At 67.6% G+C, this 24,146-nt stretch carries 31 protein-coding genes; 19 read left to right on the top strand and 12 right to left on the bottom strand.

Going from position 1 to position 24,146, the window contains the following annotated elements; genetic code table 11:
• Positions 1-13 precede the first annotated feature (13 nt).
• From ACIQCS_RS02270 to ACIQCS_RS02255, 4 genes are all read right to left on the bottom strand, one after another.
• A complete protein-coding gene (locus tag ACIQCS_RS02270; protein WP_345850776.1) occupies positions 14-1,024 on the bottom strand; it encodes a nucleotidyltransferase family protein in 1,011 nt (336 codons plus the stop codon).
• A complete protein-coding gene (locus ACIQCS_RS02265; protein ID WP_345850775.1) occupies positions 1,021-1,866 on the bottom strand; it encodes an HprK-related kinase A in 846 nt (281 codons plus the stop codon). The genes ACIQCS_RS02270 and ACIQCS_RS02265 overlap by 4 nt, the downstream gene beginning before the upstream one ends.
• Positions 1,863-2,132 carry an HPr-rel-A system PqqD family peptide chaperone gene (locus tag ACIQCS_RS02260; protein ID WP_345850774.1) on the bottom strand — a complete coding sequence of 90 codons (270 nt, stop codon included), beginning with the start codon at positions 2,130-2,132 and terminating at the stop codon, positions 1,863-1,865. The genes ACIQCS_RS02265 and ACIQCS_RS02260 overlap by 4 nt, the downstream gene beginning before the upstream one ends.
• A gap of 202 nt (positions 2,133-2,334) precedes the next feature.
• Positions 2,335-2,721, bottom strand: a complete 387-nt coding sequence (locus tag ACIQCS_RS02255; RefSeq protein ID WP_345850772.1) for a hypothetical protein — start codon at positions 2,719-2,721, stop codon at positions 2,335-2,337.
• Between the two features lie 128 nt (positions 2,722-2,849).
• Between ACIQCS_RS02255 and ACIQCS_RS02250 the strand changes: the two genes are divergently transcribed.
• The 12 genes from ACIQCS_RS02250 to ACIQCS_RS02195 all read left to right on the top strand — a co-directional run bounded on the left by ACIQCS_RS02250 (position 2,850) and on the right by ACIQCS_RS02195 (position 13,942).
• Complete coding sequence (locus ACIQCS_RS02250; protein ID WP_345850771.1) at positions 2,850-4,046, top strand: ATP-binding protein; 1,197 nt, start codon at positions 2,850-2,852, stop codon at positions 4,044-4,046.
• A gap of 92 nt (positions 4,047-4,138) precedes the next feature.
• Entirely contained in the window at positions 4,139-5,170 is a 1,032-nt protein-coding gene (locus ACIQCS_RS02245) for a substrate-binding domain-containing protein (protein ID WP_345850769.1), read from the top strand.
• A gap of 53 nt (positions 5,171-5,223) precedes the next feature.
• Positions 5,224-6,600 carry a phosphate ABC transporter permease subunit PstC gene (gene pstC, locus ACIQCS_RS02240; protein ID WP_345850768.1) on the top strand — a complete coding sequence of 459 codons (1,377 nt, stop codon included), beginning with the start codon at positions 5,224-5,226 and terminating at the stop codon, positions 6,598-6,600.
• Positions 6,593-7,891, top strand: coding sequence for a phosphate ABC transporter permease PstA (gene pstA, locus ACIQCS_RS02235; RefSeq protein WP_345850767.1), 1,299 nt, complete (start codon positions 6,593-6,595; stop codon positions 7,889-7,891). Before pstC ends, pstA begins: the two co-directional genes overlap by 8 nt.
• A complete protein-coding gene (gene pstB, locus ACIQCS_RS02230; RefSeq protein WP_345850766.1) occupies positions 7,891-8,685 on the top strand; it encodes a phosphate ABC transporter ATP-binding protein PstB in 795 nt (264 codons plus the stop codon). The genes pstA and pstB overlap by 1 nt, the downstream gene beginning before the upstream one ends.
• 10 nt (positions 8,686-8,695) lie before the next feature.
• The gene (gene phoU / locus ACIQCS_RS02225) at positions 8,696-9,400 is read left to right on the top strand and encodes a phosphate signaling complex protein PhoU (RefSeq protein ID WP_345850765.1); all 705 of its coding nucleotides are present in this window, start codon (positions 8,696-8,698) and stop codon (positions 9,398-9,400) included.
• Between the two features lie 19 nt (positions 9,401-9,419).
• Positions 9,420-10,112 carry a phosphate regulon transcriptional regulator PhoB gene (phoB, locus tag ACIQCS_RS02220; protein WP_280278106.1) on the top strand — a complete coding sequence of 231 codons (693 nt, stop codon included), beginning with the start codon at positions 9,420-9,422 and terminating at the stop codon, positions 10,110-10,112.
• Between the two features lie 475 nt (positions 10,113-10,587).
• Positions 10,588-10,878, top strand: a complete 291-nt coding sequence (locus ACIQCS_RS02215) for a hypothetical protein (RefSeq protein WP_345850764.1) — start codon at positions 10,588-10,590, stop codon at positions 10,876-10,878.
• A gap of 105 nt (positions 10,879-10,983) precedes the next feature.
• The gene (locus tag ACIQCS_RS02210) at positions 10,984-11,367 is read left to right on the top strand and encodes a Fe-S oxidoreductase (protein ID WP_345850762.1); all 384 of its coding nucleotides are present in this window, start codon (positions 10,984-10,986) and stop codon (positions 11,365-11,367) included.
• 136 nt (positions 11,368-11,503) lie between these two features.
• Entirely contained in the window at positions 11,504-12,394 is an 891-nt protein-coding gene (locus ACIQCS_RS02205; protein WP_345850761.1) for an SDR family NAD(P)-dependent oxidoreductase, read from the top strand.
• Positions 12,391-12,765, top strand: coding sequence for a hypothetical protein (locus ACIQCS_RS02200; RefSeq protein WP_345850760.1), 375 nt, complete (start codon positions 12,391-12,393; stop codon positions 12,763-12,765). The genes ACIQCS_RS02205 and ACIQCS_RS02200 overlap by 4 nt, the downstream gene beginning before the upstream one ends.
• A gap of 67 nt (positions 12,766-12,832) precedes the next feature.
• Positions 12,833-13,942 (top strand): hypothetical protein, encoded by a 1,110-nt coding sequence (locus ACIQCS_RS02195; protein WP_345850759.1) that lies wholly within the window; start codon positions 12,833-12,835, stop codon positions 13,940-13,942.
• Between the two features lie 94 nt (positions 13,943-14,036).
• On the opposite strand, the gene ACIQCS_RS02190 is transcribed toward ACIQCS_RS02195, so the two are convergent.
• Positions 14,037-14,927: an EamA family transporter gene (locus tag ACIQCS_RS02190; protein WP_345850757.1), complete on the bottom strand. Its 891-nt coding sequence runs from the start codon at positions 14,925-14,927 to the stop codon at positions 14,037-14,039.
• A gap of 116 nt (positions 14,928-15,043) precedes the next feature.
• Between ACIQCS_RS02190 and ACIQCS_RS02185 the strand changes: the two genes are divergently transcribed.
• Positions 15,044-15,526, top strand: coding sequence for an Lrp/AsnC family transcriptional regulator (locus ACIQCS_RS02185; protein ID WP_345850756.1), 483 nt, complete (start codon positions 15,044-15,046; stop codon positions 15,524-15,526).
• 28 nt (positions 15,527-15,554) lie between these two features.
• Here ACIQCS_RS02185 and ACIQCS_RS02180 read toward each other — a convergent pair whose 3' ends face one another.
• The 3 genes from ACIQCS_RS02180 to epsC form a co-directional block, all read right to left on the bottom strand.
• On the bottom strand, positions 15,555-15,983 hold the full coding sequence (locus ACIQCS_RS02180) for a GFA family protein (RefSeq protein WP_345850754.1): 429 nt from the start codon (positions 15,981-15,983) through the stop codon (positions 15,555-15,557).
• 356 nt (positions 15,984-16,339) lie between these two features.
• Positions 16,340-16,678, bottom strand: a complete 339-nt coding sequence (locus ACIQCS_RS02175; protein WP_345850753.1) for a DUF2794 domain-containing protein — start codon at positions 16,676-16,678, stop codon at positions 16,340-16,342.
• Positions 16,679-17,368, bottom strand: a complete 690-nt coding sequence (gene epsC, locus ACIQCS_RS02170) for a serine O-acetyltransferase EpsC (RefSeq protein ID WP_345850752.1) — start codon at positions 17,366-17,368, stop codon at positions 16,679-16,681.
• A 154-nt stretch (positions 17,369-17,522) separates the two neighbouring features.
• On the opposite strand from epsC, the gene ACIQCS_RS02165 reads away from it, so the two are divergent.
• The 6 genes from ACIQCS_RS02165 to ACIQCS_RS02140 all read left to right on the top strand — a co-directional run bounded on the left by ACIQCS_RS02165 (position 17,523) and on the right by ACIQCS_RS02140 (position 22,391).
• On the top strand, positions 17,523-18,287 hold the full coding sequence (locus ACIQCS_RS02165) for a sulfite exporter TauE/SafE family protein (RefSeq protein WP_345850751.1): 765 nt from the start codon (positions 17,523-17,525) through the stop codon (positions 18,285-18,287).
• A gap of 44 nt (positions 18,288-18,331) precedes the next feature.
• Positions 18,332-18,595 carry an AbrB/MazE/SpoVT family DNA-binding domain-containing protein gene (locus ACIQCS_RS02160; RefSeq protein WP_345850750.1) on the top strand — a complete coding sequence of 88 codons (264 nt, stop codon included), beginning with the start codon at positions 18,332-18,334 and terminating at the stop codon, positions 18,593-18,595.
• 45 nt (positions 18,596-18,640) lie between these two features.
• A complete protein-coding gene (locus tag ACIQCS_RS02155; protein WP_345852072.1) occupies positions 18,641-18,982 on the top strand; it encodes a PIN domain-containing protein in 342 nt (113 codons plus the stop codon).
• Between the two features lie 161 nt (positions 18,983-19,143).
• Positions 19,144-19,707: an alkyl hydroperoxide reductase subunit C gene (ahpC, locus tag ACIQCS_RS02150; protein WP_345850748.1), complete on the top strand. Its 564-nt coding sequence runs from the start codon at positions 19,144-19,146 to the stop codon at positions 19,705-19,707.
• Between the two features lie 108 nt (positions 19,708-19,815).
• On the top strand, positions 19,816-21,393 hold the full coding sequence (gene ahpF, locus ACIQCS_RS02145) for an alkyl hydroperoxide reductase subunit F (protein WP_345850747.1): 1,578 nt from the start codon (positions 19,816-19,818) through the stop codon (positions 21,391-21,393).
• A 92-nt stretch (positions 21,394-21,485) separates the two neighbouring features.
• Entirely contained in the window at positions 21,486-22,391 is a 906-nt protein-coding gene (locus ACIQCS_RS02140) for a hydrogen peroxide-inducible genes activator (protein WP_345850746.1), read from the top strand.
• 8 nt (positions 22,392-22,399) lie between these two features.
• Here ACIQCS_RS02140 and ACIQCS_RS02135 read toward each other — a convergent pair whose 3' ends face one another.
• The 4 genes from ACIQCS_RS02135 to pgsA are packed head-to-tail and all read right to left on the bottom strand — an operon-like array spanning position 22,400 to position 24,139.
• On the bottom strand, positions 22,400-22,888 hold the full coding sequence (locus tag ACIQCS_RS02135) for a hypothetical protein (protein ID WP_345850744.1): 489 nt from the start codon (positions 22,886-22,888) through the stop codon (positions 22,400-22,402).
• Positions 22,889-22,899: 11 nt separating this feature from the next.
• On the bottom strand, positions 22,900-23,340 hold the full coding sequence (locus tag ACIQCS_RS02130; protein WP_345850743.1) for a molybdenum cofactor biosynthesis protein MoaE: 441 nt from the start codon (positions 23,338-23,340) through the stop codon (positions 22,900-22,902).
• On the bottom strand, positions 23,337-23,588 hold the full coding sequence (gene moaD, locus ACIQCS_RS02125; protein WP_345850742.1) for a molybdopterin converting factor subunit 1: 252 nt from the start codon (positions 23,586-23,588) through the stop codon (positions 23,337-23,339). The genes ACIQCS_RS02130 and moaD overlap by 4 nt, the downstream gene beginning before the upstream one ends.
• The gene (gene pgsA, locus ACIQCS_RS02120; RefSeq protein ID WP_345850741.1) at positions 23,588-24,139 is read right to left on the bottom strand and encodes a CDP-diacylglycerol--glycerol-3-phosphate 3-phosphatidyltransferase; all 552 of its coding nucleotides are present in this window, start codon (positions 24,137-24,139) and stop codon (positions 23,588-23,590) included. Before pgsA ends, moaD begins: the two co-directional genes overlap by 1 nt.
• Between the last annotated feature and the right edge of the window lie 7 nt (positions 24,140-24,146).

Below are 24,146 nucleotides of genomic sequence, written 5' to 3'. Positions count from 1 at the left end.
TGTTTCAATGCCTTCAGCCGACCGGCCGATAGCCCTTGCGATATTTGGTCCAGAGATGCCGGGCCAGCAACAGGGGCGGCATGCGCAGCCAATGGCTGCGGACATAGAAGACCAGCCGGGTGAGCCTGCGGGTCTGGCGGCCCCAGCCGTCCCGGGCCGTGAGGCGGCGGAGATAGAGGCGATCGAGAGCGCCCAGGCCCCGCCATTCCGGGGGCACCTCGGTGCCGTACAGGGCATGCGTCAGGCGGGCGGCACGGGCCAGCGCACGGGCCAGGCCGTGGTGGCGGGCGCGCTCCGGCAGGCCGGCGGGCGCTTCGGACACGAACATGCAGTGGATGTCCCACAAATTGCGCATCCCGCCGGCGAGATCGCCGTCCGCCAGGAGGTGCGCGGCGGCGTGGAGCAGGCGATCCGGGCCGGAAAGGACGGACAGGCCGTTGCCGAGCGGCTCGCTGGCGGCCAGCAGCGCCTCGGCGTCGGGGGTAATCCTGGCCGTCAGGGGCAGGATCGTGTGGTGGACGTCGATCATCCGGTCGCGCTCGCGGTGAATGAGCGGGGGCAACTCGTGCATCCAGCGGCGATAATAGGCATCGTCATAGGGATCGGGCTTCACCCATTCCCAGCCGGCGGCGAGCAGGGCGGCCTCGGCCTCGCCGATCCGGCCGCGGGGGACCAATATGTCCAGATCGCCGATGTTGCGCCCCACCGAGGGCGAGAGCCCGGCAGCGGCGAAGGCGGTGCCCTTGAGGAGCACCACCGGCATGCCGAGCGGCGCCAGCGCCCGCCGGGCCATCTCCGCCTCCCATAGCGCCGCCAGGCGGACCTGCCCGGCCGAGGCGATCGCATCGTCGACCAGGCGCTGGACCCCGGCCGGAAGCGCCAGGCCGTTCAGCCGGTGCGCGAGCGTGCCCGCCATCTGCTCGGCGCGGGCCACGGCGAAAAGCTCGGCCCATTCCCGCGCGGAGAAGCCGAGCGCGGCACCGGGATCGCGCAGCACATGGGCCAGGCGCCAGCCCGGGCTCATGCCAGCGCCTCGACCAGGGCGGTGCCGCTTGCGGTGTCCGGATAGTCTATCGCCCGCGCCGGAATGGCCTGCACGAGCCGGGTGAGCGCCTCGAAACCGCGCTCGGCGAGGTGGACATAGTTGGTCGACGCCTGGGTCAGCCGGACGAACGCCTCGCTGGGCGGCACCGGTCGTTCGGCGGCCGCGAAGCCGAAGCGCGGGAAGAGGAGCAGGGCCGGCTCGGCGGGCACGGCCATCGCGGCGATCGCGCGGGCATCGGGGACGAGATGGCGGATATCGCCCTTGGGCGTGCCGGCGAGCAGCGGCCCGAACCGTCCCTCGGGCAACGCGGCACGGGCGACCGCGATCGCCTGGTTCTTGAGGCTGATCAGCCGGGGAAAGCCATGGGCCAGGCCGGTGGCGGGGTCGATCAGCACGAACTCGTCGCCCATCAGCCGCCAGCCGCGCGCCATCAGGAGCGCCGCGAGCGTGGATTTGCCCGCGCCCGAGATGCCGGTCATCAGCACCGCCCTACCGTTCCGCTCGACCGCGGACGCGTGCAGCAGCAGGAAGCGGCGCTGGGCGAGCGCCATCTGGAGGTTCATCCCCATTTCGGCGGCGAGCAGCCCCTGGGCCAGCGGCAGCGGCGCAGCGTCCGGAATGCTGTAGTCGCCGCCGATATGGACCGCCGGGCGGAGGAGTTTCCGCCAGGGCCGCGCGGCGAAGAGATGGACGTTGAAGTCGGGAATGTCGGGCCGAGGATAGTCGCGGTACAGATCCTCCAGCTGCGCGATCGGCGCCCGCCAGTCGCTGCCGATGCGGAAGCCGGCGGGGCCGATGGCGAGGCGGGTGGCGTGCCTCACAGCCGCTCCACCAGGCCTGCCTGGACCAGTTCGTCGAGGCGCACGGCCAGCGCGGCGGGATCGGCATCGAGCAAGTCGTAGCGCTCGGCCAGGCGGGTGAGCAGCTGGTCAACGGTGAGTTCGTCGGCGGCGAGCGCCTCGAGCATCTCGGGAACGGGCGCGTCGACGACATGGGTGATGCCGGAAGCCCGGTGGTAGATCAGCGTGAGCGCGTCCAGGGGGACGATGCGCAGGGTCTCCGGCGGCGCGGCGCGATAGGCCGTCATTTTGTTTCACGCGAAGGCGCGAAGGCGCGACGAAGGAAGGGGGGGGTCGCGCAGAGGCGCAGAGAGCGCAGAGGTGCCTCGCGCCGCGCCAGCGGTGCCCTCCATTGCGACGTTTCCAGAATTCCTGCCGCTGCCGCGGTGCTAGGGCTAGCCGTGAGCAAAACCCCTCTGCGCTCTCCGCGTCGCTGCGCGAACATGAGCCTCAGCCGCGCGGCATCTGCAGCGAGGCGAAGCAGGTGAAGCCGCTGGTGCCCGACTGGAGGCGGCGGATATAGTTGGTGTAGGCGCGGCTCTGTTCGTAGGTGGTGCCGGGCAGCGTGCCGCCGTTCAGCGCGCGCTTGACGTCCTCGGCCTTGAACGGCGTGCCGGCCGCCGGAAAGGCGCCTGGAGTGCCGGCGGGAACGAGCTTGCCATCGGCGGCGACATATTGGCCCGCGCGGCCGGGATCCGGAACCGGGATCTCGCAATGCATCACCGAGGCGCTGGTCTGCGCCAGCGCCGGCCGGATCGAGACGATCGCCGATGCGCTCGCGGCGCCCAGCATCAGCGCGCGGCGACTAGCCTTGGGACCCGGATCTTCGTCTGCCATGGCGCATTGTCCTGCGCCCCGCCCTCTTTCGCAATCGTAAATTGTGGGACAGGCGCGCCGCCGCTTTCGCGGAAGCGCCCTCAGTTGCGGGATGACGAACGCGCGCGCCGCCCCTAGTAAGGCGCTGAATGCCCTATTCTCCTGGTATAAAGGCGCTCGTGGCGCTCGGCATCGCCGCCGCGGGCGCGCTCGCGGGGCTGCTGCTCAACGGCGACGTGCAGGTAAGCCTCGTCATGCTGGTATGCGGCGTCGCCGCCGTGCTGGTGGCGGCGGCCGGCGGCGACCCGATGGGCCCGCTCGACACCGCGCCCGCGGCTGCCGAGGGCCCGGGCATCGCGGAGGTGCTCGACGCGATCGCCGAGCCGGTGCTGCTGATCGCCGACCGGCGCGTGATCGCGGCCAATCCGCCCGCGCGCACCCTGCTTGGCCAGCACATCCTGGGCGAGGACGTGCGCATCGCCATCCGCCATCCGGCCGCCGCCGAACGGCTGATGAACCCGAACGACCATGACTCCTCGGCCCCAATCCACCTGGTCGGCCTGGGCACGCGCGACCAGCGCTGGGAGATGCGGGTGACCGCGCTGGGCGACGGCCGCCGCATCGTCCACCTGATCGACCGCACCGGCAGCTATGCGAGCGAGCGCATCCGCGTCGACTTCGTCGCCAATGCCAGCCACGAGCTGCGCACGCCCCTCGCCTCGCTGCTCGGCTATGTCGAGACGCTGGAGGACGGCGCGAGCGAGGAGCCCGGCATCCGCAAGCGCTTCCTGAAGATCATGCACGACGAGGCGCGCCGCATGCAGCGACTGATCGACGACCTGATCTCGCTCAGCCGGATCGAGGCGGAGAAATATCGCGCGCCGGACAATCCGGTGGCGATGGACGAGCTGATCGACGAAGTGTGCCTGGAGCTCTCCGGCGCGCCGCGCGCGGCGGACGTGGTCACCGAGATCGCCGAGACCGAGCCGGTGCGCGGCGACGCCTCGCAGCTCAGCCAGCTGCTCCACAACGTGATCGGCAACGCGATGAAATATGGCCGCGAGGGCACGCCGATCCTGGTCAGCCTCACGCCCGAGGGCGATTCGATGGTGCGGCTGACCGTGACCGACCAGGGCGAGGGCATCGCGCCCGAGCATCTGCCGCGCCTGACCGAGCGCTTCTACCGTGTCGATTCGGGACGCAGCCGCACGCTGGGCGGCACCGGGCTGGGGCTCGCCATCGTCAAGCATATTGTCGAGCGGCACCGCGGGCGGTTCGACATTGCCAGCACCGTGGGCAAGGGCTCGACGGTGACCGTGCTGCTCCCCGTCCACCGATTGTCATGAACCTGTCACGCTAGGGGCCGAAGGGCCCCGATGGGGGCGGCCGTCCGGGCGCGTGCCCCGTGATTCTTAAATCCCAGGGACAGGAGACGGCGATGCTTGGCAGACTTGTGCTTTTCGCGCTTTCCGCAGTGGCTCTCTCGGCTTGCGACAGCGGGACCACCCGCCCGATCCGCGCCGTGGGCAGCTCGACCGTCTTTCCCTTCACCACCGCGGTGGCCGAAGCCTTTGTCAACCAGGACAAGCGCCGCGCGGCCCCGGTGATCGAATCGATCGGCTCGGGCGCGGGCTTCCGCGCCTTTTGCGAAGGCGTGGGATCGCAATATCCCGACATCGCCAACGCATCGCGCCGGATGAAGCGCACCGAATACGACACCTGCCAGAAGAACAATGTCGGCGAGATTCTGGAAGTGCAGATCGGGCTGGACGGCGTGGTGCTGGCCGAGAGCAATGCCGGCCCCCGGCTGAAGCTCAGCCGCAAGGACCTGTATCTCGCGCTGGCGGCCAACCCGATGGGCAAGCCCAATACCGCCAAGACCTGGAAGGACGTCAATCCGGCGCTGCCGGCGATCCCGATCTATGTGATGGGCCCGCCCTCGACCAGCGGCACGCGCGACGCCTTCACCGAGCTGATGCTCGAGCCGGGTTGCCTGGAGGCCTATCCCGAGGCCAAGGCGCTCAAGGAAGGGCACGACCCGGCCAAGTTCCAGGACGCATGCCTGCGCATCCGCGACGACGGCCCCTATGTCGACAAGGGTGAGAACGACAATCTGATCGTCCAGGGCCTGAGCCAGAATCCCAATGCGCTGGGCATCTTCGGCTATTCCTATCTCGAGGAGAATATCGACCGGCTGCACGGCACGCCGATCGAGGGCGTGGAGCCGACCAACAACGAGATCGTCACCGGCAAATATCCGGGCGGCCGCCCGCTCTACATCTATGTGAAGCAGCGCCACATCAAGGCGGTGCGCGGGATGCAGGACTTCCTGAACCTCTATGCCACGATGTGGAAGCCGAAGGGCGAGCTGACCAAGCGCGGGCTGATCGCGGCACCGAGCGAGGTGCAGGAGCATTCGGCCGAGATCATCGAGAAGGGGATTGCGCTCGACCCCTCCCAGCTGCACTGAAACGAGGACATCATCGCTTTCCTTCCTGAATCCCGTACCGAGCTGACGTCCTGGTGAATGTCTTCGCGCTCCTGTTCGTGGTGGTCGGCCTTGGCCTGATCGGCTGGCTGACCGCGCGCGCGCGCGCCGTGCGGTTCGATCGCGGCGGACAGAAGCGGTTGCATTCGCTGCCCTCGCAGCATGGCTGGTACGTGGCGATGTGGACGGTGCTGCCCGCGCTGCTGTTCGTCGCGGCATGGACGGCGCTAAGCCCCGCGCTGATCAAGGACCAGGTGCTCAAGGCGCCGGCAGCCAGCCAGCTCTCGGATTTCGCGTTCGAGCGCGACACGATCCTGGGCGAGGCGCGCGACGTGGCGCTGGGCCGGGCCGACTCGACCTTCGATCCCACCGCCGATGCGCTGGTGGCGCCGATGCGCGAGGCGATCGCCTTTTATGGCTGGACCGGCACGGCGATCGCCATCCTGCTGGCCTTTGCCGGGGGCGCCTTCGCCTTCAGCCGGATCAGCCCGGCCTTTCGCGCCCGCACCAAGGTGGAGCGCGGGCTGATGCTGATCCTGCTCGTCGCCTCGCTGATCGCGATCCTGACGACGATCGGCATCTTCCTGTCGCTGTTCTGGGAATCGATCCGCTTCTTCGCGATGGTGCCGCCGCAGGACTTCCTGCTCGGCACGCATTGGAGCCCGCAGCTGATCGATCCGAACAACCCGGGCAAGTCGCTGGGCGCGGTGCCGCTGTTCTGGGGCACCTTCTTCATCGGCGCGGTGATCGCGATGCTGGTGGCCATCCCCTTCGGGCTGATGAGCGCGATCTACCTGACCCAATATGCCGCGCCGCGCGTGCGCCGCTGGATGAAGCCGATGCTCGAGATCCTCGCCGGCGTGCCGACGGTGGTCTATGGCTATTTCGCCGCGCTGACCGTGGCGCCGGCGGTGCGCGACCTGGCGGTGCATCTGGGCATGCCCTTCGCCTCGGCCGAGAGCGCGCTGGCCGCCGGCCTGGTGATGGGCGTGATGATCATCCCCTTCGTCTCCTCGCTGGCGGACGATTCGATCGCCGCCGTGCCCACCGCGATGCGCGACGGCAGCCTGGCGATGGGCGCGACCAATTCCGAGACGATCTCGCGCGTGCTGCTCCCCGCGGCGCTGCCCGGCGTGGTGGCGGGCGTGCTGCTGGCCGTTTCCCGCGCGATCGGCGAGACGATGATCGTGGTGATGGCCGCTTCGGGCGCGGCCAACATCACGCTCAACCCGTTCGAGAGCGCCACCACCGTCACCAAGCAGATCGTCGACCTGCTGACCGGCGAGAGCGAGTTCGACAGCCCCAAGACGCTGGCCGCCTTCGCGCTGGGCCTGACGCTGTTCGTGATCACCCTGCTGCTCAACATCGTCGCGCTGCGCGTCGTGAAGAAGTATCGCGAAGCCTATGAATAAGCGCGTCGCCCCTGCCCTGCCGCCCGAGCGGACGCCGACCGACTGGAAGGGCGCGGCGATGCAGAAGCGCATCCGCCGCCGCTATGCCGCCGAGCGGCGCTTCCGCCTGTTCGGGATGCTGGCGGTGATCCTGTCCGCCGCGTTCCTGGCCTTCCTGATCCTCACCATGGCGGCGAACGGCGCGCGCGGCTTCACCCGCAGCGAAGTGGCGCTCGACCTCGACTTCCCGAAGATGGGGATGATGGTCGACCGCGCGCATCTTTCCACGCCGGGCGCCGACCTGGCGCTGTCGGGTGCCGGACTGCAGGACAAGGTGGAGATCGCGGCGGAGAGCGGCGGCGACCATTCGCTCGCCGCCAACAGCGCCTGGATCACGGTGCGCGATGCGATCAAGGCCGATCCCTCGATCCTGAGCGGCAGGAAGACCATCTGGGTGCCCGCCTCGACCGCGCTCGAAATGGGCGCGCGCGGCGAAGGCACGGCGGCGGCGAAGGCCGATGCGAGCCGGCTGCGGAGCGCCGGCAAGCTGCGCACCGGCTTCAACTGGGGCTTCTTCACCGCAAGCAATTCGAACGATCCCGTGGCGGTGGGCATCTGGGGCGCGCTCAAGGGCTCGCTGCTCACCATGCTGGTGACTTTCCTGATCGCCTTCCCGGTGGGCGTGCTGGCGGCGATCTATCTCGAGGAATATGCGCCGAAGAACCGCTGGACCGACCTGATCGAAGTCTCGATCAACAACCTGGCGGCGGTGCCCTCGATCATCTTCGGCCTGCTCGGGCTCGCGGTGTTCCTGGGCACCTGGCAGATCGGCGGGCACAGCTTCGGCCCGCTGCTGCCGCGCTCGGCGGCGGTGGTCGGCGGGCTGACGCTCGCGCTGATGATCATGCCCGTCATCGTCATCGCCAGCCGCAATGCGATCAAGGGCGTGCCCCCGTCGATCCGCGACGCCGCGCTCGGCATCGGCGCGAGCCGGATCCAGGTGGTGTTCCACCATGTCCTCCCGCTCGCCATGCCCGGCATCCTGACCGGCACGATCATCGGCATGGCCCGCGCGCTGGGCGAGACCGCGCCGCTGCTGCTGATCGGCATGCGCGCCTTCATCGTGACTGCCCCCCAGGGCTTCACCGATCCCGCCACCGTGCTGCCTGTCCAGATCTTCCTGTGGTCGGACGAAGTGAGCCGCGGCTTCGTGGAGAAGACCAGCGCGGCGATCATGGTGCTGCTGGTGTTCCTGCTCGCCATGAACGGGCTCGCCATCTATCTTCGCAACAAGTTCGAGACCCGCTGGTAATGACCGACGCCACTCCCCTTCCCACTGCAACGGCGACCGGGCACAAGATGTCGGCGCGAGGCGTGAACGTCTTCTACGGCGACAAGCAGGCGATCCGCGACGTCTCGATCGATGTCGACATGGACCATGTGACGGCGTTCATCGGCCCGTCGGGCTGCGGCAAGTCGACTTTCCTGCGCACGCTCAACCGGATGAACGACACCATCGCCTCGGCCAGGGTGACCGGCGACATCACGCTGGACGGCGAGGACATCTATTCCTCGGCAATGGACGTGGTGCAGCTGCGCGCCCGGGTGGGCATGGTGTTCCAGAAGCCCAATCCCTTCCCCAAGTCGATCTACGAGAATGTCGCCTATGGCCCGCGCATCCACGGCCTGGCCGCCTCCAAGGTCGCGCTGGACGGGATCGTCGAAGGATCGCTGCGCCGCGCCGGCCTGTGGGACGAAGTGAAGGACCGGCTCTCGGACAGCGGCACGGCGCTCTCGGGCGGCCAGCAGCAGCGGCTGTGCATCGCCCGCGCCATCGCGGTCGACCCCGAAGTGATCCTGATGGACGAGCCCTGCTCGGCGCTCGATCCGATCGCCACTGCCAAGATCGAGGAGCTGATCCACGAGCTGCGCGGGCGCTATGCGATCGTGATCGTCACGCACAACATGCAGCAGGCGGCGCGCGTCAGCCAGAAGACCGCCTTCTTCCATCTCGGCCAGCTGGTCGAGTATGGCGACACCGACAACATCTTCACCGCGCCGAAGCAGGAGCGGACGAAGGATTACATTACCGGCCGTTACGGCTAGGAGTAGGCCCATGGCGAGCAGCCACGAACATACGGTCAAGGCGTTCGATCAGGACATCGGACAGCTGCGCGCGCTCATCTCGCAGATGGGCGGCCTGGCCGAGCAGGCGATCGAGGACGCGATGCTGGCGCTCCAGCGGGGCGACACCGCGCTCGCCAATGAAGTGCGCCAGAAGGACAAGCAGATCGATGCGATCGAGGCCGAGCTGGAAAAGCTCGTCGTCCGCGTCATCGCGCTGCGGGCGCCGATGGCGGACGATCTGCGCGAGATCATCGCCGCGCTGAAGATCGCCGCCGTGATCGAGCGGATCGGCGACTATGCCAAGAACATCGCCAAGCGCGTGCCGATGATCCATGGCGAGACTGGCGAGGAGCGGATCGACGTCGTCTCGATCCTGCCCGCAATGGGGCAGCTGGCGGCGGACATGGTGCACGACGTGCTCGACGCCTATTCGGCGCGCGATGCCCAGGCGGCGGTTCGAATCTGCGCGCGCGACAATGCGCTCGACGATTTCTACGATTCGATCTTCCGCACGCTGGTGACCTATATGGTCGAGAATTCGAGGACGATCAGCCAGGTGGCGCACCTGCTGTTCGTGGCGAAGAATCTGGAGAGGATCGGCGATCACGCCACCAACGTGGCCGAAATGGTCTATTTCGCAGCGACAGGCGATTACATGGCCGAGCGCGAGACCGGCGAGGCCCAAGCGAACTGAGCGGGGAAACGGGGAATATATGGCCCGAGTGAAGATGCTTCTCGTCGAGGACGACGCCGCGATCGCGGAACTGGTCGCCTATCACTTCAAGCGCGAAGACTATGAGGTGAAGCACACGCCCGACGGGGAAGAGGCGCTGCTGCTCGCCAAGGAGGCGACGCCGGACATCGTGCTGCTCGACTGGATGGTCGAGGGGCTGAGCGGGATCGAAGTGTGCCGGCGCCTGCGCCGCATGCCGGAGACGGCGAACGTGCCGATCATCATGCTCACCGCGCGCGGCGAGGAGGAGGATCGCGTGCGCGGGCTGGAGACCGGGGCGGACGATTACGTCACCAAGCCCTTCTCTCCGCGCGAACTCGTCGCCCGGGTGGGCGCGGTGCTGCGGCGCGTGCGCCCGGCCCTGGCCGGCGAGGCGCTGACCTATTCGGACATCGAGATGGACACGGTGGGCCACAAGGTCCGCCGCTCGGGCGAAGTGGTGCAGCTGGGGCCGACCGAGTTTCGCCTGCTGAAGCATTTCCTCGAGCATCCGGGCTGGGTCTTCTCGCGCGAGCGGCTGCTCGATGCGGTATGGGGGCATGACAGCGACATCGAGAGCCGCACGGTGGACGTCCATATCCGCCGGCTGCGCAAGGCGATCAACAAGGGCAACCGGCCGGACATCATCCGCACCGTGCGCTCCGCCGGATATGCGCTCGACGCGGGGAATTGAGCCAGAGCCCGATCAGCAAACGCCGTCATCCCCGCGCAGGCGGGGACCCATCTCCCGGACCATCCCCAATCACCGCGGGTGTATTCCCGGCCAACGCACGAGATGGGTCCTCGCTTTCGCAGGAATGACGGGGTGCGGGAAGGCCGCCAGCCAACCCGTCGTCACCCTGGCCTTGTGCAGGGGTCCATCGCGTCGCAATTTCTGCCCGTGCGTCTCCTGCCCGATGCTCGCCTCCCAATGGATCCCGGGGGCAAGGCCGGGGTGACAGTTGGTGGTTGGAATCCACCTGCCACCCCACCCTTCAGCTCCCCGGGCCGGCGCGCAGGCGGGATGGCAATGCCTTCCGGAAGGGCGCTTCGTCACTCCCTCACGGCCCCCCCTCCGCACATGACCACAATTTAACGAAACCAACCGCGTTTCCTCGCGTTGCAGGCACGGGCGTAACGATCTCGCCCGGTTTCAGGAGACGCATCCCATGAAACTTCTTGCCCTGGCCGCCGCGCTGACCTTCGTTGCTGGCGCCGCGCACGCGCAGACTTCGGCCCAGAAGGCCGATTCCCCCACCAACAACGATGCCAGCAAGCTGGGCGGCTATGCCCCGGCCGGGCCGCTGTTCAGCACCGGCTCCACGCCGCCGCCGGGAGCCCAGGTGGTCTTCGTGCCCAGCACGCAGACGCCGACCCAGGCCTTCCCGCCGCCGGCACCCAAGGCGGTGTATCCGATGTGCAAGCGCGGCCAGTTCGACGGGTGCCGTCAGCGCCAATAGCGCCGACCGCCCCTTTTTACGGGACCGAATGTGCCGGGCGCGCAACGTTGCGCCCGGCACATGCGTTTTTGCCAGGAAGGCGGGGGCGACAGAGAGGAAGTTTCGATGAAGTTCATGCTCCTGGCATCGGCCCTGGCGATGAGCGGCACCGCCATCGCGCAGGACATGCCCCAGACCGCTCCGCAAACCACGCCTGCGCCGCCTGCACCGCCGAGCGACGCGCCACCGCCACCACCGCCCGCCGATCCCGCCATGCCGGCCGATCCCGCAACACCGCCGCCGCCGTCCACCAGTCCGCCGCCCGCCGCCCCGGATGCGCCCGCGGCTCCGGACGCGGCGATGGCCCCCACCCCGCCCGCGCCGCCGCCCCTTCCGGCAGCGGCTCCGGCGCCACCGCCGCCCGAGGCGGCCGCACCGATGCCTTCGGATCCGAAGAGCTATCCGCGCTGCTCCAAGACCATCAAGGATCATTGCCGCCAGTCGCGGTGAGAGGGGGGCGGCCGCAGCGACCGCCCCTTCCCGTCACCCCGGCGCAAGCCGGGATGATGGCTGCTGTTGCGGGATGACAGTTATTGTTGCCGCCTGACGGTTGTGGCTAAGGTCCCTCCAGCATCGGGAGAGACCAATGACCATCGACTTCAAAGACCGCGTCGCCATCGTCACCGGCGCGGGGGGCGGCCTGGGCCGCGCCTATGCGCTCGAACTGGCGAAGCGCGGGGCGAAGCTGGTGATCAACGACCTGGGCGGCACCCGCGACGGCACCGGCCATTCGGATGCGGCGCTCAAGGTGGTCGAGGAAATCGAGGCGCTGGGCGGCGAGGCGATGTCGAACGGCGGCAGCGTGACCGATTACGATCATATGGTCGCGATGGTCGAGACGGCCAAGGCCAGATGGGGCCGGATCGACATCCTGATCAACAATGCCGGCGTGCTGCGCGACAAGAGCTTCGTCAACATGGAGCCCGCCGATTTCCGCTTCGTTGTCGACGTCCATCTGATCGGCTCGGCCAATTGCACCAAGGCGGTGTGGCAGACGATGCGCGACCAGAATTACGGCCGCATCCTGATGACCGCCTCCTCCACCGGCCTGTTCGGCAATTTCGGCCAGGCGAATTACGGCGCGGCCAAGCTCGGCCTGGCCGGGCTGACCAAGACGCTCTATCTCGAGGGCGCCAAATACGGGATCAAGGTCAACACGATCGCGCCGGTGGCGGGCACGCGGATGACCGAGGACCTGTTCCCCGAGGAAGCCTTCAAGGCCTTCGCTCCCGAGAATGTCGCCCCCGCCGCGCTCTTCCTCGTCTCCGAGGACGCGCCGACCAACCAGATCGTCGGCGCGGGCGGCGGCGTGGTCCAGGCCGCCTATGTGACGTTGACCCAGGGTGCGAAGCTCGAGGCGCTGACGCCCGAGGCAGTGCAGGCGCAATGGGCGCAGATCACCGACCGGACCGGCGAGATCGTGCCGGGCTCGGGGGCGGAGCAGACCATGCTGATCCTGGGGAAGCTGCAGAAATGAACATGCGGGCCGCGCTCGCCGGGGCGCTCCTGGCGATCGCGCCGAATGCCGCACCCGCACGGGACATGCGCGCGGGCGAGGCAATGCCGGCTTCGATCCTGTTCCTCGACCTGCACGGTGCCGCGCCCTTCCAATTCTGGATCGACGACAGGCTGGTCTTCGATGGAAAATTTCCCGCGGACAGCCCATCCACCGGCCTTACCGCCAGGCTCCACCGGGACATTGCCATGGGATCGCACCGTTTCCGGCTGCGCGCGGGCACGCTCGACGTGACGCGGAAGCTCGACATCGACGGCACACATTACATTGTGGTGGTCAGCAAAGTGCCTGGCCGCGAGATCGAAGTGACCGACCAGGTGATGCTCGACTGATAACCGCCTCACCGTATTGCATCACTAATACACATATGGTAGAACCTCCCCACAGGAGGAAACTGCCATGTACAGCGAAAGCGATCTGGCCAGTGCCGTGGAAGCGGGGGCGCTTTCCCCCGCCGCCGCCAATGCGCTGCGCAACTATGTCGCCGAGCGCCGATCGGCGCCCTCGGTGGACGAAGAGCATTTCAAGCTGCTCACCGGCTTCAACGACATCTTCGTGGCGATCGCCGCCGCGCTGATCCTGGTCGCCGCGGCGCGCATCGGCGCCTATTTCGGGGTGATGCTGATCGGCGCGGGACCGGAGGAGCGCGTCGTCGGCGGCAATATGATCGGCGGGGGCTTCGCCGTCGCCGCGACGAGCTGGATGCTCGCCGAATATTTCACCGCGCGCCGCCGCATGGCGCTCCCCTCGATCCTGCTGCTGCTCGGCTTCACCGGCGGCGTCGCGGCGGGCCTCTCGGGCATCTTCGCCGCCAATATCCCCTGGATCGAGGAGCAGATGCACCTCGCCAGCGACCTGCAGAAGCAGCAGCTGGCCGGCAGCGTCGCCGCGGTGGTGGGCCTGCTCACCGCTGCCGCCACCTGGATCCACTGGAAGCGCTTCATGGTGCCGATCACCGTGGCAGCCGGCGCGCTGGCGCTGGTCGGGGTCGGCGTCTCGCTGGTGCTCGCCTTCGCGCCCCAGGCCAAGGACTGGGTGAACGAGATGCTGCTCGTCGCGGGCGTGGCGATGTTCTTCTTCGCGATGCGCTGGGACATGAGCGACCTGGAGCGCCGCACCCGCCGCTCGGACGTGGCCTTCTGGCTGCACCTTGCCGCCGCGCCGCTGATCGCGCACCCGGTGTTCCACATGCTCGGCGTGTTCGATGGCGAGGTGACCGGGCCGACCGCGGCGATCGTGATCGCGCTCTATCTGGTCTTCGCCTTCGTGGCGCTGGCGGTCGATCGCCGTGCGCTGCTCGTCTCCAGCCTGATCTATGTCCTCTGGGCAATGTATGCGCTGTTCCAGGCGACCGGCGCGGTCGAGCTGGCGGCGGCGCTCACCGCGCTGGTGATCGGATCGGCGCTGCTGCTGCTCTCGGCCTTCTGGCAGCCGGTGCGCCGCCGGGTCGTCGGTCTGCTCGGCGGGCTCGAGGAGCGGCTGCCGCCCACCCAGATCGTGACGGCCTGATCCTGACATAGGCCTTCGCGCGGAGAGCAAGGTCCCCAGCCCGGCTTTCCAAACCCTGCCCCTCCCGCGCTCCGGCGCGGGAGGGTTTTTCCGTCTAGGGCTGCTCGATCGCCGCCCCGGGCCGGGCGCTGATCGCAGTGCCGATCGAAGAGACGACGATCAGGAAGACCGCGAGCCACTGGGTGCCGGTGAGCACTTCGCCCAGCAGCAGCAGCCCCATCAGCGCGCCCACCGCCGGCTCGGCGCTGAGCAGGGTACCGAAGCTGTTGGCCGGCAGCCGCGGCAGCGCGATCATCTCGAGCGCATAGGGGATGGCGCTGGAGACGATGCCGACGAGCAGGCCGAGCACCAGCGCCTCGGGCCGCAGCAGCGCCGCACCGGCATGCGCCACGCCGATGGGGAGAGCGAGGAGCGCCGCGATCAACATGCCCCCGGCCGCGGCGGCGGGGCCGTGTGCCTGGCCGGCATGGCGGCCGGTGAGGATATAGCCCGCCCAGCAGGCGCCGGCGATCAGCGCGAGCACGACGCCGCGCCAGTCGAGATGCGCCGCGCCCTTCCAGATCGGCAGGAGCAGCAGCAGGCCGAATACCGCGATCCCGATCCACAGAAAATCGATCCGGCGGCGCGAAGTAAGCACCGCGACCGCCAACGGGCCGGTGAACTCGATCGCGATGGCGATGCCGAGCGGAATATAGGCCAGGGCCTTGTAGAAGCTGAGGTTCATCACCCCGAGCACCAGGCCGTAGCCCAGCAGCGAGCGCCAGCCGGCATCGAGCCGCAATCGCCACGGCCGGAAGATCGCCGAGAGGATCACGGCAGCGACGACTAGGCGCAACGCGGTGGCCCCTTCCGCGCCGACCAGCGGGAAGAGTTGCTTGGCGAAGGTCGCGCCGATGGTCACCGAGAACATCGACAGGAACAGTGTGCCGACGCCGAGCGCATCGAGGCGCGAGGAAATAGGCCGCAGGGCGGCGACACTGCTCATCGGACGATACTCGAACTGGATGTGGAAGGAACGCCCCGAGAGATAGGGATTTCCGTCGATAAGAGCGGTTTATTTTTGCGGTTATGCGATAAACTTTATCGCTCTATGCTGCCGCGATGACGAAGATTGAATCGCTCGATTCGTTCGACCTCAAGCTGCTCGAACTGCTTCAGGTCGATGTCCAGCAGCCGGTGGCGATACTGGCGGAGAAGGTCGGCCTCTCCGCCCCCGCCTGCTATCGCCGCATCCGCCGGCTGCGCGAGAGCGGCGTGATCGAGCGCGAGATCGCCGTGGTGCGGCCCAGGACGCTGGGCTGGCCGCTGTCGATGATCGTGCTGGTGACGCTGGAGCGTGAGAACGCCAACACGGTGGCCGAGATGTTCGAGATCTTCCGCGCCGAGCCCGAAGTGATGGAGGCCTGGAACGTCACCGGCGACCATGACTTCGCAGTGCGGGTCATCGCGCGCGACATGGAAAGCTATGACGACCTGGTCCGCCGGCTGTTCTCGGCCGACGAGCGCGTGCGGACCTTCGAGACTCTGGTGGTGATCCGCGAGACCGGAGGAATGAGTCCGGTCCCGGCGGCCTGGGAGCGCTGATCCGGGCGATCGCCGAAAGCGCGCGGCGTCAGGCGCCGCTGACCCCGGCCTTCGCCATCACTTCGGCCCCGGTCATCCGTTCGCGCTCGCCGGCGAAGTCGTAATAGTCCGGCTTCTCGTCGATGAAGATCTCCTCGGCCAGGTCATGGCCTTGCAGGTCGCCGAACAGGCCAGCCTGGAAGGAATAGCCCGATTGGGGCCTGTAGAAATAGAACAGATGCGTGCCGCAGGTCCGGCAGAAGCCGCGCTCCGCCCAATCGGAGGACGAATAGCGCACGATGTGCTCGGCGCCCTCGATCTCGGGATCGGGCACCAGCCTGAGCGACAAGGCGGGGCCGCCGCCCCAGCGCCGGCACATCCCGCAATGGCAGGCACCGATATGCGGTTCGGACGGCGCGACCCGCACCTGCACCGCGCCGCACAGGCATTGGCCTTCGAGCTTCACGCTATCCGTCACGACAATCCCCTTTCGATTGGCCTGAGGACATAGCGCGGCGCGAAAGGCCCGGCCATCCCGCAAGTGGGCGTCTGCGACATCCTTATCCGTCACCCCGGCCCAGTACCGGGTGAGAGCCCAAACAAGCCCTCGAAGCTACCTCCGCCATCCCCGCGCGGGCGGGGATCCAGGGTAGCATGGGATAGTCGAAGCAATCATGTCCGCGGTCACCGGAGGCGGCAAGGCGAGCTTCGCGACCCATGCTCCTGGCCCTGCCCTGGATCCCCGCCTGCGCGGGGATGACGGAGGAAAAGTGGGGATAACGGTGGAGAACGCGGGAGACGGTGGAGAATATTGGGCCCCCGGCCTCCAGCTCTTCACTCCTCGACCAGCTTCATCAGCCGCCGCTCGACCGGGGCGAGCACCGGGCCCAGTTCGTGCCCGCGCTTGAGGATCATGCCGCTCTCGTTGACCAGCGCCCACATGCCCTGGCGGCTGCGCAGCGCCGGGCGCTTCTCGATCCGGTATTCCGGGCGCTCGGCGGCGCGGCGGAAGGCGGCGAAGATCGCGGCATCGGCATCGAAGTTCATCGCATAGTCGCGCCAATGCCCGGCGGCGACCATGCGGCCGTAGAGATCGAGGATGCGCGTGAGTTCCGGGCGCTCGAAGCCGACCTGGCCGGGACGTCCGATGGGGAGCGGGGTTACGGTACCCATCTAGGCGCTGTCGCGCTGCTCCCCTTGCTCGCGGCGCTCGGCCAGCACGGCATCGAGCCGCTTGCGCATCGCTTCCAGCTCGCAGCGCATGATCTCGAGCTTCTGGGTCTGCGGATCGAACAGCTCGCTGCAGGGCGTGCCATAGGGCACGAAGTCCTTCTGCCACTTCTGCGCCTCGACCAGCGTGGGCTTGGCCGGAATGCCGACCATCACCGCGCCCTCGGGCACGTCCCGCGTGACCACGGCATTCGCGCCGATCCGGGCACGCTCGCCCACGATGATCGGCCCCAGCACCTGGGCGCCGGAGCCCAGGATCGCGCCGTCCCGGATGGTCGGGTGGCGCTTGCCGCCCACGCCATTGTCCGGGCTGGTGCCGCCCAGGGTGACGCACTGGTAGATGGTGACGTCGTCGCCGATCTCCGCCGTCTCGCCGATCACGACGAAGCCATGGTCGATGAAGAAGTTGCGGCCGATCTTCGCGCCGGGATGGATGTCGATCGCAGTGACGAAGCGCGACCAGTGGTTGACGACGCGGGCGAGGAAGAACAGGCGGTTGCGGAACAGCGCGTGCGCGATCCGGTGATAGGCGAGTGCCCACACGCCCGGATAGAGCAGGATCTCGGCATGGCTGCGCGGCGCGGGATCGCGGGCGCGGATGGAATCTAAATACGCCTTAAGACGCTGGAACATGGCCGGTTCCCCTTTGCCGCGTCCATTTAGTGCATGATCCCTCCGATTTCCAGAACGGCCCATCCCAGGCTTTGCCGCGCTAAACACTATGTATCTTGTTGGAACGCGTCGCGGCCGCCATCCATTCCGTCCCGGCCCAAACTTCAAGGTGCGAATGATCTTTGGAATCGACCTTTCCGCCCTGCTGCCATTCATTGCCGTGGGCTTCGCCGCCCAGATGGTGGACGGCGCGCTGGGGATGGCGTTCGGGGTGATCAACTCCACGCTGCTGGTGAGCGTGATGGGCGTTCCGCCCGCCCAGGCATCGGCGATGGTGCACACTGTCGAGACCTTCACCACCGCCGCTTCGGGCGCCAGCCATATCTGGCACAAGAACGTGAACTGGAAGCTGTTCGGCCGGCTGCTGATCCCCGGCGTGATCGGCGGCGTGCTGGGCGCCTATGTGCTGAGCAACATCGACGCGTCGATCGCCCGCCCCTTCGTCATGACCTATCTCGCCTCGATCGGCGTCTACCTGCTCTACCGCGCCTGGCGCGGCAAGGTGGAGCCGCGCGAGCCCAAGATCATCGAGCCGCTGGGCCTGGCCGGCGGCTTTCTCGACGCGGCCGGCGGCGGCGGCTGGGGGCCGGTGGTGACGAGCAACCTGCTCGTCCAGGGCGCCAGCCCGCGCACCACGATCGGCACGGTGAACACGGTGGAGTTCTTCCTCACCGCCACCGTCTCGGCTGCGTTCATCGCGACGCTGGGCTGGGCCGCGTTCTCGCTGCATACCGTGGGCATCCTGATCGGCGGACTGATCGCCGCCCCGTTCGGCGGGCTCTTGGCGAAACGGGTTCCGACCCGCGCGCTGATGACGCTGGTGGGCACGCTGCTGACCATCACCAGCGCCTATTCGGTGTACGTCGCGCTGACGCGTTGAGGGCCGTGCTTGCGGGCCCCATTCATGCACCTTATCCTGTGGGCATGAATTCACGCACGCAGATCTCGCCGAGTGGGGATGTCGCCATCCCGAAGGACGTGCGTGAACGACTGGCCTGGCAGGCAGGCACACCGCTGGAACTGATCGAAACGGCCGACGGAATAACGCTGCGGCGGCGTCCGGTTGGCCGCGCCTTTCCCCCCAAGACCCTACCAGATCTGCATGCACTTCCGCCCGTGGCTCCCGCGCAACCGATCGAAGCGATCAGCCGGCTCTCGGACGACGATCTGCGCCGACTGATCCGGTGAGGGCGCTTGATACCAACTTGCTCGTCCGATTGATCGCGCGCGACGATCCGGAGCAGGTGGGTATCGCCGAAAAGATACTGCCTTACGGGCGAGGTACTGATCCTGCCGACCGTACTACTCGAAACCGAATGGGTACTCCGAGCCCGCTACGGCATGCCACGCGATGGCATCGCGACAGGGTTCGCCGCCCTGTGCGGGCAAAATGGCGTCACCGTCGCTTCGGAGAGCGCGGTAGCGGCCGCCGTTTCGGCATATCGATCCAAGGGTGACTTCGCTGACCTGCTTCATTTCGCTCTTGCCACCGAATTGGGTGCCGATAGCTTCGTGACGTTCGATCGCGGCTTGATCCGGCCGATGGAAGATGGAGCGGCGCTCGAGACTCTTTGAGCAGCCCGCCTGAGCATCATTCCACGATCCAGTCGATCAATCCATAAAGCTTGATCGATTTATCCGATCATCGCGAATGGGCTTTCCAATTTCACATTGCGACGCAACAACCCTATCTGCCGCATTGCAACAACAACCCCGTTCTGGAGGAATACCAAGCAATGGCTCTCATCGGCAGCACCATCAAGCCGTTCACCGCCCAGGCCTATAAGGAAGGCAAGTTCGTGACCGTCACGGACGCGGACGCGAAGGGCAAGTGGGCGGTGTTCTTCTTCTACCCGGCCGATTTCACCTTCGTGTGCCCGACCGAGCTCGAGGACCTGGCGGACATCTATCCGCAGCTCCAGAAGATGGGCGTCGAGGTGTATTCGGTGTCGACCGACACCCATTTCAGCCACAAGGCCTGGCACGACACCTCGCCCGCGATCGGCAAGATCAACTATTACATGCTGGGCGACCAGAACCACGTCCTGTCGACCAATTTCGACGTGCTCCGTGAGGGCCAGGGCCTGGCCGATCGCGGCACCTTCGTCGTCGATCCGGAAGGCGTGATCCAGCTGGTCGAGATCACCAGCGAGGGCGTCGGCCGCAACGCGACCGAGCTGCTCCGCAAGATCAAGGCCGCGCAGTACATCGCCGCCCATCCGGGCGAAGTCTGCCCCGCCAAGTGGGAAGAGGGCGCCGAGACGCTGGCGCCGTCGCTCGACCTGGTCGGCAAGATCTGATCCCCCAGGCGCTCGCCAGCCCCCTTGCGGGCGCCACCATGCGGCCCGGGACGAACACCATCCCTCGTCCCGGGCCGTTTTGTATCCGAATTCAGTGGAGTTTCCGCCATGCTCGACGCCAACCTGACCCAGCAGCTCAAGGGCTATCTCGCGAACATCCGTGAACCCATCGAGCTGGTCGCCTCGCTGGGCGAGGATGCCAAGTCGCGCGAGCTGGCGGAACTGCTGAACGAGATCGCCGCGCTTTCGGACAAAGTGACGGTGGCCCGGACCGGCGACGATGCGCGCAAGCCCAGCTTCCTGATCCGCCGCACCGGCACCGATATCGCGGTGGCCTTTGCCGGCATCCCGATGGGGCATGAATTCACGTCGCTGGTGCTCGCCCTGCTCCAGGTGGGCGGCCATCCGAGCAAGGCGGCGCAGGAGCTGATCGAGCAGGTGCGGAACCTGGACGGCGACTTCGCCTTCGAGACCTATTTCTCGCTCTCCTGCCAGAATTGCCCGGACGTGGTGCAGGCGCTCAACCTGATGGCGGTACTCAACCCGGGCATCACCCATGTCTCGATCGACGGCGGGCTGTTCCCGGCCGAGGTCGAGGCGCGCAAGGTGATGGCGGTGCCCAGCGTGTTCCTGAACGGCGAGCCTTTCGCCAGCGGCCGGATGGAGCTGGAGCAGATCGTCGCGAAGATCGACACGGGCGCCGCCAGGCGCACCGCGGCGAAGATCGCGGCGAAGGAGCCGTTCGAGGTGCTGGTGGTCGGCGGCGGCCCCGCCGGCGCGGCGGCGGCAATCTATGCGGCGCGCAAGGGCATCCGCACCGGCATCGCCGCCGAGCGCTTCGGCGGCCAGGTGCTCGACACCATGTCGATCGAGAATTTCATCTCGGTGCCGCACACCGAAGGGCCCAAGCTCGCCGCGCATCTGGAGCAGCACGTCAAGGACTATGACGTCGACATCATGAACCACCAGCGCGCCGCGAAGCTGGTGCCGGCGCGCCAGGAAGGCGGGCTGCACGAAGTGGTGCTGGAAAGCGGCGCGAGCCTGCATGCCCGTACCGTGATCCTCTCCACCGGTGCGCGCTGGCGGACGATGGGCGTGCCCGGCGAGGAGGAATATCGCAACAAGGGCGTGACCTATTGCCCGCACTGCGACGGCCCGCTGTTCAAGGGCAAGCGCGTGGCGGTGATCGGCGGCGGCAATTCGGGCGTGGAGGCGGCGATCGACCTGGCCGGACTGGTCGCGCATGTGACGCTGATCGAATATGACAGCCAGCTGCGCGCCGACGCGGTGCTGCAGCGCAAGCTCGGCAGCCTGCCGAACGTGAAGGTGATCACCTCGGCGCTGACCACCGCGGTGGAAGGCGACGGGAGCAAGCTCACCAGCCTGACCTACAAGGATCGCAGCCACGGCACCGAGCACCGGATCGAGCTCGAGGGCATCTTCGTGCAGATCGGCCTGGTGCCGAATACCGAGTGGCTGAAGGACAGCATCGCGCTGTCGAACCGCGGCGAGATCGAGATCGATGCGCGCGGTGAGACTTCGCAGCCGGGCATCTTCGCGGCGGGCGACTGCACCACCGTGCCCTACAAGCAGATCGTGATCGCGATGGGCGCAGGCTCGACGGCAGCGCTCTCCGCGTTCGATTACATGATCCGCCTGCCGGACGAGCTGAGCGAGGCGGCGTAGCCGCGCAATTCCTCCCCCAGCTTGCTGGGGGAGGAATTGGATTTATCGCCATCGCCACTATATAAGGCGCCAATCATCGATACAGGCGATCAATGGCGCAGACCACCTATCTCCCGACGCTCAAGCAGCTCCAATATCTCGTCGCGCTCAAGGATCATGGCCATTTCGGCCGCGCGGCCGAGAGCTGCTACGTCACCCAGTCGACGCTCTCCGCCGGCATCCGCGAGCTGGAGACGCTGATCGGCGTGGTGCTGGTCGAGCGGACGCGGCGCGTGGTGCGCTTCACGCCCCTGGGCGAGCGCATCGTCGAGAAGGCGCGGCGGGTTCTGCGCGAGGCGGACGAACTCGGCGACCTGGCCCGTGCTGCGGGGCGGCCGCTCTCCGGCGAGATGCGGATGAGCGTGATCCCCACCATCGCCCCGTTCCTGCTGCCGCGCATCCTGCCCAAGCTGCGCCGCGACTATCCCGATCTGAAGCTCTATCTGCGCGAGGAGACCAGCGGCCAGGCCTGTGAAGGGCTGCACCATGGCCGGACCGACTGCGTGCTGCTCGCCTTGCCCTATGCGTGCGGGGACGTGGAGACGGCGTCGCTGTTCGACGACCGGCTGTTCGTTGCCTTTCCCGATGGCGAGATGGATCCGAGCGCCTCGATCCGCCCGGCCGAGATCGACGAGACGCGGCTGCTGATGCTCGAGGACGGGCACTGCCTGAAGGAACATGCGCTGGCTGCTTGCAACCGCCCGGAACTGCGCGCCGAGGCGACCATGCTCGGCACCTCGCTTCACACCATGGTGCAGATGGTCGACAATGGGCTGGGCGTGACGATGCTGCCCGAGATGGCGGTGGATTCCGGCATCCTCGACCATACTCAGGTCACGGCGCGGCCGCTCGAGGCGGAGAATGCGTCGCGGCGGATTGCGCTGGTGTGGCGCAGGGCGTCGCCCCGCGAGCGCGACTTCCGGCTGCTGGCGGACGTGCTGGCCGAGGCGCGGCCCTGAACGACCGCCTATTCCACGATCACCCGCACCGGGAAATATTCCCAGCAGGATAGCGCGAGCGTCGAGCTGATGCTCCAATAGTGGAAGAACAGATTCTCGGTGCTGCCGATATTCGTCGATGGCGGATTCCTAGCGTGTCTGTCGCTATCCGGATCGTAGAAATAATAGCGATCGATCTGCCGGTCATATTTCCAACGGCCGGCCTTGGTCTTGTCGGACAGGCGCTCGACCAGTGCGGTACCCACCCGCTGCGGAAGCTTCCTTTGTACCGTGAACGCCTCGCCGCGCAGGATGCGGAATTCCTTTTCGTCGGGACGGAGGATGTCCTTCAGATCGGCGCGTCGTGCGCGGATCGGCGGCACGGCGTCGCAGGCGCGCTTTAACTCCTCTTGCGAGGGATGCGAGCCGATCCCGGTGCAGCCAGTCACGGCCCCCAGAAACAGCGCGACGGCCAGGCAGGCGCCCGTCGGCCACGCAAGAGGTGGATATCGGCCCATTGCCGTTCTCCTCAGCTTTCCCAGCGCATCGCCGCTTGCGCATCGCTTTGGCGCGGTTCGACCCAGCCGGCTTCCTCCCCCCGCCATTCGCGCTTCCAGAAGGGCGCGTCGGTCTTGAGCCGGTCGATCAGGAACGCGCAGGCCTCCAGCGCTTCGCGGCGATGCGCGGCAGCGGTGCCGATGAAGACGATGCGCTCACCCACTTCCATCCGGCCGACACGGTGGAGGATGGTCACGCCGAGCAGGTTCCAGCGGTCCATCGCCGCCTCGGCCAGGGTGCAGAGTGCGTCCTCGGTCATGCCGGGATAATGTTCGAGCTCCAGCGCCGTCACCCCGTCATCGCCGCGGACGACGCCGGTGAAGCTCGCCACCCCGCCCGCGCCGCGTTCCTCGAGCGCCGCCAGCTCCAGCGCCAGCTCGATCGGCGCGGGATCGATCGAGACGCGGATCATCCGCCCGTCACCGGCGGGAAGAGCGCGACTTCCCGCGCATCGCCGAGCGGCGCGTCGAACGGAACGAAGCGCTGGTCGATCGCGGCGCGGAGCCGCGCGGGATCGGCAAAGGCGGCAGCGTGGCCAGGGCTGCGGGCGGCGAGCCAGCGGACCAAGTCCGCAACGTCGCGCACCGTCTCGGGTGGATCGACGCGCTCCTGCCCTACCCCCACCGCCTCGCGGACCCAGGCGAAGTAGAGCAGGTCCATCAGCTGTCCATGTGCCGCAGGCCGACGCGCAGATAGTCCCAGCCGGTGATCAGCGTGAGCGCGGCGGCGAGCCAGAAGGCGGCGAGCGCAGTGTCCCACAGCCAGGCGAAGGGCAGCGCCCCGGCAAGGATCAGCCCGCCCAGCGCGACGAGCTGGAGCGTGGTCTTCCACTTGGCGAGGCGCGAGACGGGCAGCGAGACCTGGATGCCGCCCAGGAACTCGCGCAGGCCCGACACGGCGATCTCGCGCACCAGGATCACCAGCGCGGGGATCAGGTGGAGATCGGTGATCACGCCGCGCCCGGCGAGGATCAGCAGCACCGCGGCGACCATGATCTTGTCGGCGATCGGATCGAGAAACACGCCGAGCTTGGAGACCGTCCCCTGCGCCCGGGCGAGATAGCCGTCGAAATAGTCGGTGATGCCCATCAGGCAGTAGAGCGCGAAGGCGACGCCATAGCCCAGCCGCCATTCGGGCCACCAGAGGAACGCCGCGAGGAGCGGAACCGCGAGGATGCGCGAGAGCGTCAGGATATTGGGCAGCGTCAGCATCGGGCAT

Source organism: Sphingomonas sp. NPDC092440, from assembly GCF_044754985.1.
Classification (GTDB): Bacteria; Pseudomonadota; Alphaproteobacteria; order Sphingomonadales; family Sphingomonadaceae; genus Sphingomonas.
The sequence above is the reverse complement of the archived record's forward strand: the minus strand, read 5'-3'. Positions and strand labels throughout refer to the sequence as shown.

Coding starts and splice junctions, on each gene's coding strand:
- ACIQCS_RS02270 (WP_345850776.1), bottom strand. CDS start 1,024: ATGAGCCCGGGCTGGCGCCTGGCCCATGTGCTGCGCGATCCCGGTGCC.
- ACIQCS_RS02260 (WP_345850774.1), bottom strand. CDS start 2,132: ATGACGGCCTATCGCGCCGCGCCGCCGGAGACCCTGCGCATCGTCCCC.
- ACIQCS_RS02255 (WP_345850772.1), bottom strand. CDS start 2,721: ATGGCAGACGAAGATCCGGGTCCCAAGGCTAGTCGCCGCGCGCTGATG.
- ACIQCS_RS02250 (WP_345850771.1), top strand. CDS start 2,850: ATGCCCTATTCTCCTGGTATAAAGGCGCTCGTGGCGCTCGGCATCGCC.
- ACIQCS_RS02245 (WP_345850769.1), top strand. CDS start 4,139: ATGCTTGGCAGACTTGTGCTTTTCGCGCTTTCCGCAGTGGCTCTCTCG.
- pstA (WP_345850767.1), top strand. CDS start 6,593: ATGAATAAGCGCGTCGCCCCTGCCCTGCCGCCCGAGCGGACGCCGACC.
- pstB (WP_345850766.1), top strand. CDS start 7,891: ATGACCGACGCCACTCCCCTTCCCACTGCAACGGCGACCGGGCACAAG.
- phoU (WP_345850765.1), top strand. CDS start 8,696: ATGGCGAGCAGCCACGAACATACGGTCAAGGCGTTCGATCAGGACATC.
- phoB (WP_280278106.1), top strand. CDS start 9,420: ATGGCCCGAGTGAAGATGCTTCTCGTCGAGGACGACGCCGCGATCGCG.
- ACIQCS_RS02215 (WP_345850764.1), top strand. CDS start 10,588: ATGAAACTTCTTGCCCTGGCCGCCGCGCTGACCTTCGTTGCTGGCGCC.
- ACIQCS_RS02210 (WP_345850762.1), top strand. CDS start 10,984: ATGAAGTTCATGCTCCTGGCATCGGCCCTGGCGATGAGCGGCACCGCC.
- ACIQCS_RS02205 (WP_345850761.1), top strand. CDS start 11,504: ATGACCATCGACTTCAAAGACCGCGTCGCCATCGTCACCGGCGCGGGG.
- ACIQCS_RS02200 (WP_345850760.1), top strand. CDS start 12,391: ATGAACATGCGGGCCGCGCTCGCCGGGGCGCTCCTGGCGATCGCGCCG.
- ACIQCS_RS02195 (WP_345850759.1), top strand. CDS start 12,833: ATGTACAGCGAAAGCGATCTGGCCAGTGCCGTGGAAGCGGGGGCGCTT.
- ACIQCS_RS02190 (WP_345850757.1), bottom strand. CDS start 14,927: ATGAGCAGTGTCGCCGCCCTGCGGCCTATTTCCTCGCGCCTCGATGCG.
- ACIQCS_RS02185 (WP_345850756.1), top strand. CDS start 15,044: ATGACGAAGATTGAATCGCTCGATTCGTTCGACCTCAAGCTGCTCGAA.
- ACIQCS_RS02175 (WP_345850753.1), bottom strand. CDS start 16,678: ATGGGTACCGTAACCCCGCTCCCCATCGGACGTCCCGGCCAGGTCGGC.
- epsC (WP_345850752.1), bottom strand. CDS start 17,368: ATGTTCCAGCGTCTTAAGGCGTATTTAGATTCCATCCGCGCCCGCGAT.
- ACIQCS_RS02165 (WP_345850751.1), top strand. CDS start 17,523: ATGATCTTTGGAATCGACCTTTCCGCCCTGCTGCCATTCATTGCCGTG.
- ACIQCS_RS02160 (WP_345850750.1), top strand. CDS start 18,332: ATGAATTCACGCACGCAGATCTCGCCGAGTGGGGATGTCGCCATCCCG.
- ahpC (WP_345850748.1), top strand. CDS start 19,144: ATGGCTCTCATCGGCAGCACCATCAAGCCGTTCACCGCCCAGGCCTAT.
- ahpF (WP_345850747.1), top strand. CDS start 19,816: ATGCTCGACGCCAACCTGACCCAGCAGCTCAAGGGCTATCTCGCGAAC.
- ACIQCS_RS02140 (WP_345850746.1), top strand. CDS start 21,486: ATGGCGCAGACCACCTATCTCCCGACGCTCAAGCAGCTCCAATATCTC.
- ACIQCS_RS02135 (WP_345850744.1), bottom strand. CDS start 22,888: ATGGGCCGATATCCACCTCTTGCGTGGCCGACGGGCGCCTGCCTGGCC.
- ACIQCS_RS02130 (WP_345850743.1), bottom strand. CDS start 23,340: ATGATCCGCGTCTCGATCGATCCCGCGCCGATCGAGCTGGCGCTGGAG.
- moaD (WP_345850742.1), bottom strand. CDS start 23,588: ATGGACCTGCTCTACTTCGCCTGGGTCCGCGAGGCGGTGGGGGTAGGG.
- pgsA (WP_345850741.1), bottom strand. CDS start 24,139: ATGCTGACGCTGCCCAATATCCTGACGCTCTCGCGCATCCTCGCGGTT.